14 protein-coding genes are annotated in these 16,079 nt (G+C 69.2%); 5 read left to right on the forward strand and 9 right to left on the reverse strand.

Translation table 11 applies throughout. The features are described from left to right. Positions 1-5: 5 nt before the first annotated feature. Together cobA and OG947_RS02370 are read right to left on the reverse strand one after the other, a co-directional pair. Positions 6-1,238 carry a uroporphyrinogen-III C-methyltransferase gene (cobA, locus tag OG947_RS02365; protein ID WP_328813031.1) on the reverse strand — a complete coding sequence of 411 codons (1,233 nt, stop codon included), beginning with the start codon at positions 1,236-1,238 and terminating at the stop codon, positions 6-8. A 35-nt stretch (positions 1,239-1,273) separates the two neighbouring features. Continuing rightward, complete coding sequence (locus OG947_RS02370) at positions 1,274-2,956, reverse strand: alkaline phosphatase D family protein (RefSeq protein ID WP_027505066.1); 1,683 nt, start codon at positions 2,954-2,956, stop codon at positions 1,274-1,276. Between the two features lie 151 nt (positions 2,957-3,107). On the opposite strand from OG947_RS02370, the gene OG947_RS02375 reads away from it, so the two are divergent. Next, positions 3,108-3,524 carry a helix-turn-helix domain-containing protein gene (locus tag OG947_RS02375; protein ID WP_027505065.1) on the forward strand — a complete coding sequence of 139 codons (417 nt, stop codon included), beginning with the start codon at positions 3,108-3,110 and terminating at the stop codon, positions 3,522-3,524. A 17-nt stretch (positions 3,525-3,541) separates the two neighbouring features. Here OG947_RS02375 and OG947_RS02380 read toward each other — a convergent pair whose 3' ends face one another. From OG947_RS02380 to mqo, 6 genes are all read right to left on the reverse strand, one after another. Beyond that, a complete protein-coding gene (locus tag OG947_RS02380) occupies positions 3,542-4,192 on the reverse strand; it encodes a pentapeptide repeat-containing protein (RefSeq protein ID WP_328813032.1) in 651 nt (216 codons plus the stop codon). 130 nt (positions 4,193-4,322) lie between these two features. After that, positions 4,323-5,705 carry a cobyrinate a,c-diamide synthase gene (locus OG947_RS02385; RefSeq protein WP_328813033.1) on the reverse strand — a complete coding sequence of 461 codons (1,383 nt, stop codon included), beginning with the start codon at positions 5,703-5,705 and terminating at the stop codon, positions 4,323-4,325. Continuing rightward, positions 5,699-6,319: a cob(I)yrinic acid a,c-diamide adenosyltransferase gene (cobO, locus tag OG947_RS02390; protein ID WP_027505063.1), complete on the reverse strand. Its 621-nt coding sequence runs from the start codon at positions 6,317-6,319 to the stop codon at positions 5,699-5,701. The genes OG947_RS02385 and cobO overlap by 7 nt, the downstream gene beginning before the upstream one ends. A gap of 11 nt (positions 6,320-6,330) precedes the next feature. Then, complete coding sequence (locus OG947_RS02395; protein WP_328813034.1) at positions 6,331-8,232, reverse strand: VWA domain-containing protein; 1,902 nt, start codon at positions 8,230-8,232, stop codon at positions 6,331-6,333. Positions 8,233-8,449: 217 nt separating this feature from the next. Further along, a complete protein-coding gene (locus OG947_RS02400; protein WP_027505061.1) occupies positions 8,450-8,935 on the reverse strand; it encodes a GNAT family N-acetyltransferase in 486 nt (161 codons plus the stop codon). A 12-nt stretch (positions 8,936-8,947) separates the two neighbouring features. Continuing rightward, positions 8,948-10,507 carry a malate dehydrogenase (quinone) gene (mqo, locus tag OG947_RS02405; RefSeq protein ID WP_081821172.1) on the reverse strand — a complete coding sequence of 520 codons (1,560 nt, stop codon included), beginning with the start codon at positions 10,505-10,507 and terminating at the stop codon, positions 8,948-8,950. Between the two features lie 158 nt (positions 10,508-10,665). Between mqo and OG947_RS02410 the strand changes: the two genes are divergently transcribed. From OG947_RS02410 to OG947_RS02425, 4 genes are all read left to right on the forward strand, one after another. Further along, positions 10,666-11,706 (forward strand): alpha/beta hydrolase, encoded by a 1,041-nt coding sequence (locus OG947_RS02410; protein ID WP_027505059.1) that lies wholly within the window; start codon positions 10,666-10,668, stop codon positions 11,704-11,706. Further along, positions 11,703-13,112 (forward strand): mycothione reductase, encoded by a 1,410-nt coding sequence (gene mtr / locus OG947_RS02415; protein WP_056445014.1) that lies wholly within the window; start codon positions 11,703-11,705, stop codon positions 13,110-13,112. Before OG947_RS02410 ends, mtr begins: the two co-directional genes overlap by 4 nt. A gap of 11 nt (positions 13,113-13,123) precedes the next feature. After that, on the forward strand, positions 13,124-13,957 hold the full coding sequence (locus tag OG947_RS02420; RefSeq protein ID WP_082544492.1) for an RCC1 domain-containing protein: 834 nt from the start codon (positions 13,124-13,126) through the stop codon (positions 13,955-13,957). A gap of 92 nt (positions 13,958-14,049) precedes the next feature. Beyond that, positions 14,050-15,492 carry an HNH endonuclease signature motif containing protein gene (locus OG947_RS02425; protein WP_328813035.1) on the forward strand — a complete coding sequence of 481 codons (1,443 nt, stop codon included), beginning with the start codon at positions 14,050-14,052 and terminating at the stop codon, positions 15,490-15,492. On the opposite strand, the gene OG947_RS02430 is transcribed toward OG947_RS02425, so the two are convergent. After that, positions 15,493-16,035 (reverse strand): alpha/beta fold hydrolase, encoded by a 543-nt coding sequence (locus OG947_RS02430; protein WP_328813036.1) that lies wholly within the window; start codon positions 16,033-16,035, stop codon positions 15,493-15,495. Positions 16,036-16,079 lie beyond the last annotated feature (44 nt).

Here is a 16,079-nt window from a genome sequence, read left to right on the forward strand (position 1 = left end):
CCGGGTCACGAGGCGGCGCCGATCACGGCCGCGGCGTCGAATCCCGCCACCGGTCCGATGACGATGATGGCCGGGGGGCGCACGTTCTCCGCACGCACCCGCTCGGCGACAGTGGTCAGATCTGCCCGCACCACTCGCTGCGACCGCGTCGTGCCCTCCTGGACCACCACGACCGGCGTGTCGGCGGCGCGCCCGTTCTCGACTAGCACGTCCGCGAAGGCTCCGATGCGCTCGACCGCCATGAGCAGCACGATCGTGCCGCGCAGCCGGCCCAGGGACGGCCAGTCGATCAGCGAGTCCGGGTGATACGGGCGCAGATGACCGCTGACGACGACGAACTCGTGCGTGACGCCACGATGGGTGACCGGGATACCGGCGGCGGACGGCACCGAGATGGCGCTGGTGATGCCGGGAACGACGGTGACGGGAATGCCCGCTGCGGTGCACGCCTCGAGTTCCTCGTATCCGCGGCCGAAGACGTAGGGATCGCCGCCCTTGAGTCGGACCACGAACCGGCCGGCGCGGGCATGCGTGACCAACGCGTCGTTGATGGCCTCCTGTGCCATGAACCGGCCGTACGGGATCTTCGACGCGTCGATCACCTCGACGTGCGGTCCCAGTTCGGCCAGCAGCTCGGGCGGCGCGAGACGGTCGGCCACCACCACGTCGGCACGGGCCAGCAGGCGGCGTCCCCGCACGGTGATGAGGTCCGGGTCTCCCGGTCCACCGCCCACGAGTGCGACCCCCGCGATCGACTTCTCCGGTGCGTCCGCGATGGCCCCGGACTGCAGCCCGTCCAGCACGGCGTTGCGCACGGCGGCGGACCGGCGATGCTCTCCGCTGGCGAGCACGCCGACGGTCAGACCGTCGTACTCCGCGCTGGCAGGCGTGACCGCCGTGCCGTCTCTCGCCACGTCCGCGCGCACGCAGAAGATCCGGGAGCGCGCCGCTTCCGCGACGATGGCCGCGTTGGTCTCGGCCTCGTCGGTGCAGGCGATGGCGTACCAGGCCTCGTGCAGATCGCCGTCGCGATAGTCGCGCAGCTCCAGCTCGATCTGACCGAAGCTCGCCATGCCCTCGACGGCCGGGGTGGCCTCGCGGGTGATGACGACGACCTTCGCGCCGCACGACACCAGCAGCGGGAGCCGCCGCTGCGCGACACTGCCCCCACCGACGACGACCACGCGACGACCGGCCAGATCGAGCCCTGCGAGGTAGGGAGAATCGGTCGCGTCCACGTCGGAAGACCCTACCTGTCGTGGCACGGGCACGATCAGCGCTGCCGCACCCCGGACGGCGTGAGGTCGTAGCGAGCCGTGGTGCTGAGCGTCTGACGCCCGTTCACCACCGCGGCGTGGTTCACTTCGAGACGCAGCGCCTGCGAGTCCGTGGTCAACGACATCACCCCGTTGTCGAACCAGGGACCCGCCTCCGTGCTCCACTCCGCGTGCACGGGTTCCGCCTTGGCTCCGCGCGCCAGGCGCGCGAGCATCCTCGCCACCGGGCGACGGATCGCCAGGCGGTTGACCGCCCGGATCGGCAGGTTCAGTGGATTGCGGAACGGCGACATCGTCAGCTGGTACAGAGACGTCGACGTCGACACGCGGGTCTCCGCCTTCGCGACGTAGGAGCAGTGCACGTCACCCGACAACCACACGACCGACTTCGGCGCGTCCGGTCCCACGACCACCTCGTCGACCAGATCCACCATGTCGCCGAACGACTTTCCGAACGCGGCCCAGTGCTCGAGATCGAGCGCGATACGCAGCTTCTCCCCGATCCGACCGAACCGCTTCCCCCACGCGCCCTGCGCCACCGCCTCGTTCCACTGCTCCACCGCGTGCAGCCCCGGAAGCATGAGGAAGGGCAGCGAGGACCCCAGGAGCACGTGCTCCTTTCCCGATTTCAGCGTGTGCTCGCGCACCCATGCCCACTCGACGTCGTCGACCATGGCCCTGCGCTCGGGCGACAGGTCACGCGAACACCGGCTGTCGATCATCACCAGACGCGTGTTGCCGATGTCGCGGTGATAGCTCCAGCGCGCCGAGGACGGTTCCGCGTCCGCCTTCAGGGCGAACTCGGCGAGCAGCGTCTCACGCTCGGAGTCGCTCGCGGCGGATCGCACGGCCGCGTACATCGCGTCGTCCTCGAGTTCGCGCGGGGACAGGTTGCCCAGGTGTTGGTAGACCCAGTACGAGGAGAAGGCGCCGATCACGCGGTCCTCCCACCAGGACGCCTGTGTCACCTCCGCGCGCCAGTCCGCGGAGGAGTTCCAGTCGTCCCGCAGATCGTGGTCGTCGAGGATCATGCACGTCGGGACCGTGGCCATCAGTTGGCGGACGCGGTCGTCGCCCCACGACTCCTGGTAGAGCCAGGTGTACTCCTCGAAGTCGCAGATCTCGTCCTCGACCTCCTCCGAGCGGGCGCCGGCAGCACGCTCGCCGGCCTCGCGCCGGGCGTGCAGGCGCTCGACGATCTCGGGCGACGGATCGTCCGCGTAGACCTGGTCGCCGAGGAAGACCAAAAGATCCGGCCAGGTGTCGGGCTCTTCGCTCGCGACACGGTCGGCGAGCCCGACCAGAGCGTCGGCGCCGATGCGCGTCAACGCCTCGTCGCTGTAGGTGTCACCCCGCCGGCAGGATCCGAAGGCGACGGTGACGGGCTCGTCGTCGCACATCGTGTGCACGACGGCCCGGCGGTCGGGAGTGGGCCACACCTGCTCGCCGTCGATCGCGACGGTGTAGTCGACGAGGGAGTTCTGCGGCAGATCCTCGACGGCGACGAGGGCGTAGTGGTGCCCGTGGAGACCCCACGTGCGCTCGTCCACCGAGGCGCCCGAGGACGTGGTGACCGTGACGGTGCAGGAGTGCGATGTCTCCACCCAGAAGGTCGCGCGATCGGTACTGACGTAGCGGACGAACGGCCCCAGGATCAGTCTCTGGTCGATGTCGGTCATTCGATCCAGATTGCCACCAATGCCCGATTTCCGCGCCGTTCACCGGCAACCTGTCGGAAAAGTCTCCCGACGACATGTCCGGGAAAAGCCGCCACGGGGCACGTAGATGTCCCAATTGACGTGTGCGACAGGGGATGTTTACGTTGTTTGGATGACTGTGCGGATGTATTCGGTCGACGATGTCGCCGACATGCTAGGGCTGCACGTGCGCACCGTCCGCGGCTACGTGCGGTCCGGGCGCCTCCCCGCCGTCCGCATCGGCAAGCAGTACCGCATCTCCGGCGAAGACCTCGAGACGTTCACCGGGCAGGCTGCCTCCACACTGCGCACCGAGCATCGCGTCGAGGTCACCTCGATCGTCGACATCGACACCGTCGACCGCGAGACCGCGGATCGGCTGACCGCACTGCTCGCCAGAGCCACCGGGGACGCGCGACCCGACAGTGAACCGTTGCGCGTCAACACCGCCTACGACGCGCAACGCGACCGGCTCAAGGTCGTCGTCCTCGGCGCCCCGCGGGAGGTGTCACGGCTCCTGGACTACCTGGAGGGACTGCTCGCGGCGTGATCGGTGGACGACGTCGATCAACTACCGAAGAGCCCACCGGGCACAGGTGCCGGAACGGGAAGGGGGGTTGCCGGACCCTCGGACACCGTGCAGGACGTGTCGAGGTTGCTCGCAGCCGACGGGTCGGTACCGAAGATGTTGGCGCCGCACACCTGGGCGCCGAAGAACTTCGTGCCCGCGAACCGAGCATGCGACAGATCAGTGTCTCGCAGGTAGGACACGGTGAAATCCGTGCCGCTCAAGCCCGTCCGCGTCAGATCTGCCTGATCGAGCATCGTGTCCGACAGTGCTGCATTCGTCAGGTCGGCGTTCGCCAGCGACGCGTGATGGAAGTCCGCGCGGCCGAAGGACGAGCCCGCGAGATTCGCACCCCGCAGATTCGCGCCGGTGAAGCGGCCGCCGAATCCGACCACGCCGGACAGGTCCGCTCCACTGAGGTTCGAGCCCGAGAAGTCGGCTCCCGACAGATTCAAGCCCGCGAGATCCGCGCCGCTCAGGTCCATACCGGTGCAGACCGTGCCGTCTGCCGGCGAGGTGATCACGCACCCTTTGATCTCGGTGGCACCGGCTGCGGCCGGTGACGCCACGGCCAGCGCCGCCGCTGCGACGACGACGGATCCGACACTCGCCCACGAGACGCGTGCGCTACCGAACATTCTGCTGACCATGTGAAGGACCCTCTCGCCGGATGCACTCCCCAGGAAACCGGGTGCAAACAATCTTTCGGTATGTATCCGACCGACAGTAGACACCAGAAGTTTGTGAGATGCAACCAGACGGGCGCCGAGACGCTGTGGGTCAGTTCGGCCGGCAGGCCGCCACGAACCGAGCGAATCCCCGGGCCGTCGCCACCGGATGGGTGTGCAGATACGACGCGTGCACCCGTCCGCCGGCGCCGACGGATCCCTCCTGCACGGTGCTGCCGTCGCGCCGCCAGGCCCACGCGGGTTCGAACGATCCCGACCGGACGACGTGGGTGCGGTGGAATTCGTGGCCGGTGATGCGCTGGCCGACGTCGAACATCACCGACCCCGTCAGCGCCACCGCGTCTCGATAGCCGAGGGTGAGCCGCGACCCGAACTCGACGTCGAGGTCCAGCACTGCCGCCATGCGGTGCCCGTCCAGCGAGGTGGCCAGGTACAGGAGGCCCGCACACTCACCGTGTACCGGCCACCCGGCGTCGGATAGAGCCCGGATGTCGTGCAGCAGTGGCTCGTTGGCGGCCAGCTCGGCGGCGTGGAGCTCGGGGAAGCCGCCGGGAACGACCAGGCCGGTGGCACCCTCGGGCAACCGGTCGTGGCGCGGATCGAACACCGCCACGTCCGCTCCCGCGGCACGCAGCACCTCCGGTTGCTCGGCGTAGCCGAACGTGAACGCCGGGCCACCGGCGACGGCGACCACCGGACGCGGACCCTCGATCCGCACCCCCACCGCGGCGTCCGGACTCCACGGCTCCGCCGTCGGAACCTGCGCCGTCGCCGCGATGCGAGCGAGCGCGTCGACGTCGACATGGCGCGACACCAGCTCGGTCATCGCCGCGACGGCGTCGACCGCGGCGGAGCCGTGTTCGGCTGCGGTCACCAGGCCGAGGTGACGCGACGGCACCTCGAGCGCGCCGGCGCGAGGCACCGACCCGATCACGGGAATGCCGACCCGGTCACAGGCCTGTCGCAGCACCGCCTCGTGTCGCTCACTGCCGACCCGGTTCAGGATCACCCCGGCGACGCGGACCGAGGGGTCGTACGTCGAGAACCCGTGGACCAGCGCGCCGATGCTCTGGCTGTGCCCTCGCGAATCCACCACCAGGATCACCGGCGCACCGATCGCGGCGGCGACCGCGGCCGTGGACCCCTCCGCAGCGGGTTCGGTGGCGTGGGGGTCGATGCGACCGTCGAAGAGACCCATGACGCCCTCGACGACCGCGATGTCGCAACCGCTCGCACCCCAGCGCAGCGCGGGCACCATCGCGTCGCGGCCCGTCATGACGGCGTCGAGGTTGCGACCGGGCCGTCCTGCGGCGACGGCGTGGTACCCGGGATCGATGTAGTCCGGGCCGACCTTGAACGGAGCGACCCGCCTGCCGGCGGCGCGCAGTGCGCCCATGATGCCGGTGGCGATGGTGGTCTTTCCGCTGCCCGACGAGGGGGCCGCGATGACGACGGCGGGCAGATCGTTCACCATTCGATGCCGCGCTGACCCTTGCGACCCGCGTCCATGGGGTGCTTGATCTTCGACATCTCGGTGACCAGATCGGCGGCGTCGAGCAGCGCGGTGGGTGCGTTGCGGCCCGTGATGACGACGTGCTGGTTGCCGGGCCGGTCGGTGAGGGTGCGCACCACGTCGTCGACGTCGATCCACCCCCAGTGCAGCGGATAGGTGAACTCGTCGAGGACGTAGAAGCGGTGCCGTTCGTCGCGGATGCGCGCCGCGATCTCCGCCCACCCTTCGCGGGCGTCCTCGGCATGGTCGACCTCGTCGCCGCGCTTGCGCGACCAGGACCATCCCGAGCCCATCTTGTGCCACTCCACGGCGCCGCCGACGCCGGTCTCGTCGTGCAGATCACCGAGGGTGCGGAACACCGACTCCTCGCCGACCTTCCACTTGGCGCTCTTGACGAATTGGAAGACCGCGACGTCGAAGCCCTGGTTCCAGGCGCGCATCGCCATGCCGAACGCGGCGGTGGACTTCCCCTTTCCGGGGCCCGTGTGGACGGCGAGGATGGGGAGGTTGCGACGCTGCCTGGTGGTCAGGCCGTCGTCGGGAACGGTGCCGGGTGCCGGAACTCCCTGTGGCATGGAGAATCTCCTCAGGCTGCGGCCCGGACGACGCCGGCCACGCTCGCCGACGACAGTTCGGGCAGTGAGATGTAGGTGCCGCGCAGGGCGGTCGCGAGGTCACGGGCGAGTCCGAGGCGAACCATGCCGGACTCGCAGTCGACGACCACGGAGGCCACCTTGTCCGCGGCCAGCAGTGCGGCGGCGTGGCGGGCTCGTCCCACCGGATCGGGCCCACCGGTGGCTCGGCCGTCGGTCAGGGTGACGACGAGGGCACGACGCCCCGGCTCCCGGACCCGCTCACGTGCGACGACGTCGCGTGTCGTCAGGAAGCCCGAGGCGAGCGGCGTTCTGCCACCGGTGCGTACGTCGCGGAGTCGGGTGACGGCGACGTCCACCGACCGGGTCGGCGGGAGGATCACCTCCGCGTCGCTGCCCCGCACCGAGACGACGGCGACGCGGTCGCGGCGTCGGTAGGCGTCGCGCAGCAACGACACGACGGCACCGGTGACCGCCGACAGGCGGTCGCGCGCCGCCATCGAGCCGGAGGCGTCGACGACGAAGACGATCAGATTGCCTTCGCGCCCTTCGCGATCGACGCCGCGCAGGTCACCGCCCGCGATGGACAACCGGCCGGACTCGGCCGCTCCCCTGCGCTCCGCGGCACGCATCAGAGTGCCGACGAGATGGAGTGAGCCGCCGGTGAAGTCGGTCGCACGCACGACACGACCCGAGGACACCCGCGCGCGTGAGCGACGGCCGGGTGCGCCGTCGCCGACACCGTCGATCTGCAGGAGCCGGGCATCGAAGCCGTCCCCGGACGCGGCGGTTCCGGAGCTGCCACCGGTCGACGGCCGCGGAGACGGTTCGTCGGCCGACGGTGAATCGTCGGAGCTCGACTGTTCGGGAGCACCGTCCTCGGCAGCGGGATCGGGTGCGCCTCCGCCGTCGTCCGGGTCGGGATCGGGATCGGTGTCCGGTTCCGAACGTCGCACGTCCTCGTCCGCCTGCGACATCGCATCGTCAAGCTCGCCGTCCGCGAGTCCGGGAGCATCGAACGGATCGCGCCGACGCCGATGGGGCAACGCCAGTTCGACGGCGACGCGCACGTCGTCCTCGGTCACCGTGGTGCCGCCCCGCCACGCGGCGTGAGCGGTCGCGGTGCGCGCGACGACGAGGTCACCGCGCATCCCGTCGACGTCGAAGGCCGCACACACGGCCGCGATACGACGCAGTTCCGAGTCGGGCAGCTCGACGTCGGCGACACGGTCCCGCGCACCGGCGATGCGGGCCGCGATCTCCGCGTCGGCGTCGGCATGCGCCTCGGCGAACGCGACGGCGTCGCGTTCGTAGTCGAGTCGGCGACGGACGACCGTCATCCGCGTGTCGACATCGCGGGAGGCGGAGACGTCCACGGCGAGACCGAAGCGATCGAGCAGCTGCGGGCGCAGCTCCCCCTCCTCGGGGTTCATGGTGCCGACGAGCACGAAGGTCGACGGGTAGGAGTGCGAGATGCCGTCCCGCTCCACGTGTACCCGGCCCATGGCTGCCGCATCGAGCAGCAGATCGACGAGATGATCGTGGAGAAGATTGACCTCGTCGACGTACAGAAGGCCACGGTCCGCGGCCGCGAGCAGGCCGGGGGTGAAGGCGCGTTCGCCGTCGCGGACGATGCGCTCGAAGTCGATGGACCCGACGACGCGGTCCTCGGTCGCACCGACGGGCAGTTCGACGAGCCGAGCGGGCCGGGTGCCCGCCGAGTCCGTGACGGGAGGCATCAGCGCCGTCAGCGCACGCACGGCGGTCGATTTCGCCGTGCCCTTCTCACCGCGTACGAGCACGCCGCCGATGCCGGGGTGAACGGCACAGAGTGAGAGCGCCAACAGCAGTCGGTCCTGACCGACGATGGCAGAGAACGGATATCCGGGATTCACGCGTGTGGTCCTGTTCGACCTCGGTGACCGCGCCGAGGAGTCGAGACGATGCTGCGCGTGGTCTCCTCACGCAGCAGTGACACGAACGCTCGGCGATCTGGCTCCGTGATCCGACCTCCTGAAGGAGGCCGGACCACGTCACAGTGGCGGGACCGCGCCCGAGTCACACGGGCTTCTCCGAGACGTTCGTCGGTTGTTCAGTGTCGGTGCAGGCGAGTCAGTTCTTGTCGCCTTCGCTCCAGGGACTGCCGCCGCCGCGCCGCATGGGCGTGTGCGGGATGCCGTCCTCGAGGACTTCCTGGCCGTCCGGGTAGAAGCCGTGCTTTGCGTACATCTCCACCAGGTAGCTCTGCGCGTTGATGCGGCACGGGGACGACCCGACCTCCGCGAGCGCAGCCCGCAGCAGACGCGTGGTGTGGCCCTGCCCGCGCGAGGAGCGGTGCGTGCACAGGCGCCCGATGCGGAACGACTTCTCGCCGTCGTCGTGCTCCTCGAGGAGACGCAGTGTGCAGACCACGCTGCCGTCGCGCTCGAGCCAGAAGTGGCGGGTGTCGGAGAGCAGGTCCTTACCGTCGAGCTCGGGGTAGGCGCAGGCCTGCTCCACCACGAACACCTCCACGCGCAGCTTGAGCAGCTCGTAGAGGGTCTCGTTCGACAGGTCGAGTGCCCAGGATCGCTTGAGTGTTGCAGTCGCCGTCGTCATGTGATGGTGGTATCACACAGTTCCGGAGTGCGCGACCTGCCGGCCGGTGGCCGAGGTCGTGTCGAGCTGCAGCACTCGCGTGGTGTGCGACCAGATCTCGTCGAACAGACGCGGGTTCTCGGCCAGCTTGGTGCCCAGGGACGGAACCATGTCCTTGAGGGTCGGCTCCCACGAGCTGTACCTGTCGGAGAAGCAGCGCTTCAGCACGTCCAGCATCGCCGGCACGGCGGTGGACGCGCCGGGTGACGCCCCGAGCAGGCCCGCGATGGTGCCGTCGCCCGCGTTGATCACGGCGGTGCCGAACTCGAGCACGCCGCCGCGACCCTTTCGACGGATCACCTGGACTCGCTGTCCGGCGGTGACCAGCTCGAAGTCCTTGCCCTGAGCGGACGGCATGAACTCCCGCAGCGTCTCCACGCGGTCGGTCTCGGACTGCAGCAGCTCGGTGACGAGGTACTTGGTGAGGGCCATCTCGGTGACACCGACACCGAGCATCGAGAACAGGTTGTTCGGCTTGACCGAGTTGACGAGATCGGTCATCTTGCCCTGCTTGAGGAACTTGGGCGACCAGCCGGCGTACGGCCCGAACAGGAGCCCGGGCTTGCCACCGATGACGCGGGTGTCGAGGTGCGGCACCGACATCGGGGGCGCACCGACCGAGGCCTTGCCGTACACCTTGGCGGAGTGCTGCTCGACGAGCTCGGGAGTGGTGCACCGCAGCCACTCACCGCTGACGGGGAAACCGCCGAAGCCCTTGGCCTCCGCGATGCCCGACTTCTGCAGGAGGTGCAGGGCGCCGCCGCCCGCGCCGACGAAGACGAACTTGGTGACGATCTTGCGCGTGACGCCCGTCCGCCCGTTGTAGACCTTGACGGTCCAGGTGCCGTCGGAGTTCTTGGACAGGTCGCGGACCTCGTGCCCGAAGTTGACCGACGCGCCCTCCACCGCGAGGTGGTTGAGGAGCTGCTTGGTCAGTGCGCCGAAGTCGACGTCCGTGCCGCCGTCGGACCAGTTGAGCGCGATCGGATCACTGAAGTCGCGCCCCTTCGCCATCAGCGGGAGGCGACGGGCGAACTCGGTCTCGTCGTCGATGTACTCCATACCGGGGAACAGCGGGTTGCCCGAGAGCGCGTCGTACCGCGCACGCAGATACTTCACGTTGTCCTCGCCGTGCACGAAGCTGACGTGCGGGATGGGGTTGATGAAGTTCTTGGGGTCGGCGAGCACGCCGGCCTCCAGCGCGTGCGACCACCACTGCCGCGAGACCTGGAACTGCTCGTTGACGTTCAGCGCCTTGCTGATGTCGACGGAGCCGTCCTTGCCCTGCGGGGTGTAGTTGAGCTCGCAGAGGGCGGAGTGGCCCGTACCGGCGTTGTTCCACGGGTCGCTGCTCTCCGCGGCCGCGGCGTCGAGACGCTCGAAGACGGAGATGGACCAGGTGGGCTCGACCTGACGGAGGAGCGTGCCCAGCGTGGCACTCATGATGCCCGCGCCGATCAGGACGACGTCGGTCCTCTCCACCTTCGATCCCGACTTGGTGCCGGACTGACTGTTCTGATCGTGTTCGCCCACTGCTGGATCGACTTCCTTCGTCCATCGGCACTCCCGGCAGGGAGTGCGGTGCGGATGCTGCTGTCCGCGGCGCCGTGCCGCGTCACCGCGACAGTCACCGTCTCTGTACCCGATTGTGCCCCTCGCCACCCCTGCGAAGCGGCCATTACTGTGTGAGTGTGACTACATGGGCGCCCGATGTACTCGGTGACGATTACGAGCAACTGACCATACCGCTCGGCTCCGACCCGGACGGCGAGGGCGAGGTGCGGGCCACACTCGTGCGCCTGACGCGGTCCGTGACGGGTTCCGCGACGCCGAAGGGCGCAGTTCTCTACGTGCACGGTTTCACCGACTACTTCTTCCAGCGCCATCTGGCCGAGCACTTCGCCGATCTGGGACACGCGTTCTACGCACTCGATCTGCGCAAGTGCGGACGCTCCATCGGCGAGGGGCAGTCGCCGCACTTCGTGTCCGACCTGGCGCTGTACGACGAGGAACTCGACCGGGCGCTGGCGATCGTGCGCGAGGAGACGGGCGCCGAGGTCCTGATGGCGGCGCACTCGACGGGCGGCCTCATCGTCCCGCTGTGGCTCGATCGTCTCGAACGCACCCGAGGGGGCGCCGCTGCCGCCGGCATCTCCGGTCTGGTGCTGAACAGTCCGTGGTTCGACCTCCAGGGCCCGCCTCTCGTGCGCAGTGTCGGAACCGTCGCGATCGGTGTCCTGGGCCGCGTCGCTCCCCTGCGCGCGCTGCCGGGTCAGGGTCTGGACACCTACGGCCTCTCCATCAGCTCGGGTGGCAACGGCGAGTGGGACTACGACCTGTCGTGGAAACCGTTGGCAGGCTTCCCCATCAAGCTCGGCTGGATCCGCGCGGTCCGTCGCGGCCACGCGGAACTGCACCGGGGACTCGACATCGGCGTGCCGTCCCTCATCCTCCGATCCAAGGTCACGCGCTTCTCCAAGACGTACGTGCCGGACGTCGACGCCGCGGACGCCGTTCTCGACGTCCGACAGATCGCGCGGTGGGCGGGATGCCTGGGCAACCGCACGACGATCGTCCCGATCGAGGGCGCCCGCCACGACGTCTTCCTCTCCACACCCGAGCCGCTGGAACGCGCCTTCGCCGAGATGGACGACTGGCTGCGGCACCGCGGCAGCGGGTTGTCCGACGCGCCCTCGGGCGGCGACCACGCAGAACTGGCGACCGGATCGTGAGCGCCACGGCGGACACCGGGTCCGATGTCCAGCATTTCGACCTCGCGATCATCGGAACCGGTTCCGGCAACTCGATTCTCGACGAGCGCTTCGACGGGTTGACAGTCGCGATGTTCGAGGAGTCCATCTTCGGCGGCACCTGCATCAACGTGGGATGCATCCCGACGAAGATGTTCGTCTACGCGGCGGAGGTGGCCCGCGCTGTCACCACTGCGTCGAAGTACGGCATCGACGCCCACATCGACAAGGTGCGGTGGACCGACATCGTGGACCGCGTCTTCGGCCGGATCGACCCCATCGCGGACGGCGGGGAGAAGTACCGCCGCGAAGGTTCGCCCAACGTGACGCTGTTCAGCAGCCACGCGCGCTTCGTCGGACCGCGCCGTATCGACACCGGTGACGGCCGTGTCGTCACCGCCGACAAGGTCGTCGTCGCGAGCGGCTCGCGTGCCACCGTCCCCGATTTCATCCGCGACAGTGGCGTCACGTTCCACACCAACGACGACATCATGCGGCTGCCGTCCCTTCCGGAGCGGCTGATCGTGCTCGGGTCGGGCTACATCGCCGCCGAGTTCGCGCACGTGTTCTCGGCCCTCGGCTCGCACGTGACGGTCCTGGCACGCAAGGAGCGCCTCCTCCGCAAGTCGGATCTCGAGATCTCGCAGCAGTTCACCACGCTCGCGCAGGACAAGTGGGACGTCCGGCTCTCGGTCGATGCCACCGGTGTCCGTCAGGACGGCGACGACGTCGTGGTGTCCCTGTCGGACGGCACCGAGGTACGCGGGGACGCGCTGCTGGTGGCGATCGGTCGCGCTCCCAACGCCGATCAGCTCGGCGCCGACGAGGCGGGCATCGACCTGCACGACGACGGCCGCATCGCGGTCGACGAGTTCGGCCGCACGTCGGCCGAGGGCGTCTTCGCACTCGGCGACGTCTCGTCGCCGTACCAGCTCAAGCACGTCGCCAATGCCGAGGCGCGTGTGGTGCAGGAGAACGTCCTGAAGCCGTCGTGGGACGACACGACGGGGTGGAAGCGCTTCGATCACCGCTACGTCCCGTCCGCGGTGTTCACCGATCCGATGATCGCCGAGGTGGGGCTCACCGAGCAGGAGGCTCGTGACCAGGGATACGACATCGCGGTCAAGGTCCAGAAGTACGCCGACGTCGCGTACGGCTGGGCGATGGAGGACGACGAGGGTCTCTGCAAGGTGATCGCCGACCGCGCGACCGGCCGTCTGCTGGGCGCGCACATCATCGGTGAGCAGGCGCCGACCGTGATCCAACCGCTGATCCAGGCCCTCACGTTCGGGCAGTCCGTCCGCGACGTCGCACGGGGCCAGTACTGGATCCACCCGGCACTGCCCGAGGTGGTCGAGAACGCGCTCCTCGGACTCGATCTCGACTGATCGGACGCCGGGTGCGACAACACGCGGATGTCCTCGCCGCGGGACGTCGCCACTCCGTCGGACTGTGCGCCGACGGCTCGGTCACTCTCGCGGGTGACGTGACGGGTCACCGCGTCGAGGAATGGTCCGACGTGGTGGCCGTGGCCGCAGGGAACGTGCACACCGCTCGCAACACCGGACAGTCGCACACCGTGGGGCTGCGAGCCGACGGCTCTGTCGTGGCGACCGGCTGGAACGCGCACGGACAGTGCGACGTCACCGACTGGTCGCACATCGTGGGCGTTGCGGCGGGGTGGCGACGCACACTGGGTGTGGCTGCAGACGGCACCGTCAGGGCCGCAGGTCGCACCGACGAGGGTGCGTGTGAGGTGTCGTCGTGGGCCGGTGTCGTGGCGGTCGCTGCCGGGGACTGGCACTCCGTCGGACTGCGCTCGGACGGAACCGTGATCGCGGCAGGCACCGATTCGCGAGGTCAGTGTTCGGTGACAGAGTGGACGAACGTGCGGTCGGTCGCGGCGGGCCATCTCCATTCCGTCGCTCTGACCGTCGACGGAAGAGTGGCGATCGTCGGCGCGAGCGGTGGGAATGCGAACGACTGGGTCGGCGTCGTCGCCGTATCGGCCGGCAGTCGGCACACAGTGGGTCTGCTCGACGACGGTCACGTGGTCGCAGCGGGATACGACGATCGAGGTCAGTGCGATGTCGCGTCGTGGCGAGACATCGTCGCAGTGGCGGCCGGGTCGACGCACACCCTCGGGCTGAGGTCGGACGGCACCGTGATCGCGGCGGGCAACGGCGATGACGGGCAGTGCGACGTAGAAGACTGGCGTGTCCGTCTGGCGTGACATTCCTGGCCCGAAGTGTGTCGGTGGGGTGAGCTACCGTCTGATCTGGCGTCGGGGGGCGCTGCGTTCGGACTTCACCGGGGGGTGAATCGATGTACGAGACAACACTGTCGGTGGACCAGCTGACGGCTGCCAAGAGTGATGCGCAGGCCGCTCTGGCGCTTTCAGTCACGGCGTCGTGTGCGTACGTACAGGAGTCGTCGCGCCGGCCGGCGGTGCTCGGTCCGGGTGGGGTGTTCGACGCCGAGGCTGCTGAGATCTGTGCGGTGGCGGAGGTCGCGGCGGCGTTGTCGGTGTCGACGCGCACGGTGACCGAGTGGCTGTTCCTGATTCGCACCGCGCATCCTGCGGTGGCGGAAGCGTTCGATGCGGGCCTGTTGGCGTATGCGGCGTTCCGGACGGTGTGCAGGTCGGTGGCCGGGGTTCCGAACGCCACCGAAGAGCTGCTGCAGCGGGTGATCGCTGCCGCGTCGAGGTGCACTCCGGGTGCGGTGGCAGCGGCGGTCGATCGGATTTTCGCGGAGTTCGACGCGGAGTGGCACCGCATCGCTCGGGAGCGCGCGACGACGGAACGGTACGTCTCGGTAAGGAAGCTGCCGCGAGGTCAAGCCGAGCTGAAGGTTCGTGGCCCCGCAGAGCAGATCGCCGGGATGAAGCGGGCCATCGTCGAGGCGGCCCGAGGGGTGTGCGATCCGAGTTCGCTGCCGGCGCGGTTGTTCGACGCTGCGCATGCGATCATCACCGGCACACCTCTGCCGTGCGACTGCGTCGACGAGAGTTGCGCCCACGCGCCGTCGCCGGCCGCACCGGCCCATCATGCCGTCATCGTCCTCGACGCCGCCACGGCGGCGGGGTTGGCAGGGGAGCCGGGGCACCTCGTGGGTTGGGGGCCGGTGCCTGCGGACACTGCACGGAGGATCGCCGGGGATGCGACGTGGCAGGCGATGATCACCGCCGCGAAGGTCGCGGAACCGCGGGTGGGGTGCAGCTGCCGTTGCCCGGAGCACGACCCACCCACCGTCCCCGACCCGCCTGTGCCGATCACGGGTCGGGAAGTCCGCCGCACCCGCCGTATGCCCGCAGGCTGGACACCGACCGCGGGGAAACTGGGCAGCACGAAAAACCGAAAAGCCAGGGAGCAGGTCGACTGTCTCCGCGCGCTCCCACCATCGGCGCTGGACCGCGCCGTAGCCGACCCCGACGGCCACGGTGGCTTCGCCGTACCCCCGGCCGGGGCGTTGACCTACCGGCCGTCCGAGGCGATCGCGTCGCTGGTGACAGCCCTGTATCCGACGTGCGTCCATCCGGGGTGTGCTGTGCCCAGCGAGGACTGCGACCTCGATCACGTCGTCCCGTTCGACCACACCGACCCCCGGAGAGCCGGATGGACGGTCGCCGCCAACCTTCAACCCCTGTGCCGCCGGCATCACGGGTTGAAGACACGGGGGCAGTGGCATTACCGGAAGCTTCGCAACGGCATCGTTCACATCCGCGACTCGCAGGGGAACGACTACCTCACCGCGCCCGGCGAATGATCACCAGGCGCTGGTGCGCATCACGATCTCGGTGGCCAGTGCTGCGGCCGCGGCGTCCGGGGTCGACGAGTCGAGCGTGACGACGCGGTAGTCGCCGTAGACGTAGCGGCTCGTTGCGGACGCCTCCTCCGCGAAGGTGGGGTCCACGACCACCATCGTCGTACGCAATTCGACTGCTGGGCAAGCGGAGTCGTCACGAACAGCCGGGTGCCCCCGGTCGATGACGACCAGGCTCGACACCCGCCCGAACGTGCGGGCGGCGAGCGACCAGGCGCGGTCGGCGCCCTCTCCCCTGCCGACCAGATTGACCCACGGCAGGCCGAGAGCATCGAGCAGCGCGACGAGATCGGTGTCGTTCGGACTCACACCGGGCTCGAGCGTGACGGTGCGCAGATCCGATGTCGTCAGCCGCGCCGCGGTGTCGTCGAAGACGTCTGCGCCGTCGCCGTCGGCCGGGAGCAACAACACCGCGTGGCCACTGTCCGGCCCGTCGATTCGCACGGTCAGATCGCCGGAGGGCAGGGAGACGGTCTGCTGCTGCATGGGACCCGACGCTACCCGACCCTGCACGTTCGCAGCCCTTGCCA

This window comes from Rhodococcus sp. NBC_00297 (genome assembly GCF_036173065.1).
Taxonomy (GTDB): domain Bacteria; phylum Actinomycetota; class Actinomycetes; order Mycobacteriales; family Mycobacteriaceae; genus Rhodococcoides.